The 568-nt window shown below is 71.3% G+C and carries 1 pseudogene; it reads right to left on the minus strand.

Annotation, left to right across the window (positions count from 1 at the left end):
- Positions 1-3: 3 nt before the first annotated feature.
- Positions 4-568 (minus strand): annotated as a pseudogene (locus CFP71_RS42570) (ROK family protein); the annotation flags it as partial.

Raw genomic sequence — 568 nt, forward strand, 5'->3', positions numbered from 1 at the left:
CTCCTAGTTGGTTGGGGCGGGAGACGGTGGTTCTGTTCGTGAATCCGGGATCGCCACGATCGGATGGGGCTCTCCCGCCCCGGACCGCCTGGATCCGAGGAGCGAAGGGGTGTTGACGCCGAAGACGTCTCTGCGGACGGTGGCGAGCGCCGATTGAAGCGCGCCCTCGCGCACCGCGTTGCCTTGCACCGAAGCGACCCCGACCGGGGTGCGCGGCAGGACCAGTTCGTGCAGCCTTTTCGCGACCAGTGCGGCGAATTCGTCGCCACCGGCACGGCTGGTGTCACCGGAGAGGAGCACGAGTTCGGGGTCGACGACCGCGATGAGGCCGGCCGCTCCGCCCGCGACACGGCGGGCGAGGTCGTCGAGGAAGGGTTCGTTCTTCTGCTCGCGCGCCTTGGCGACGGCGTCCGCGCCGGTCTCGGCCTCGATGCCGTGCGCGGCGGCCAACCGGACGACGGCGGGCGACGCGACGAGGTCACCGAACCGGTCGCCGGCGCGCGGCTTTTCGTCCGGCCTGGCGACGGAAACCGGGTCGGGGACGCGCATCCAGTCGATCTCGCCGCCA

The organism is Amycolatopsis thailandensis, assembly GCF_002234405.1.
GTDB lineage: Bacteria > Actinomycetota > Actinomycetes > Mycobacteriales > Pseudonocardiaceae > Amycolatopsis > Amycolatopsis thailandensis.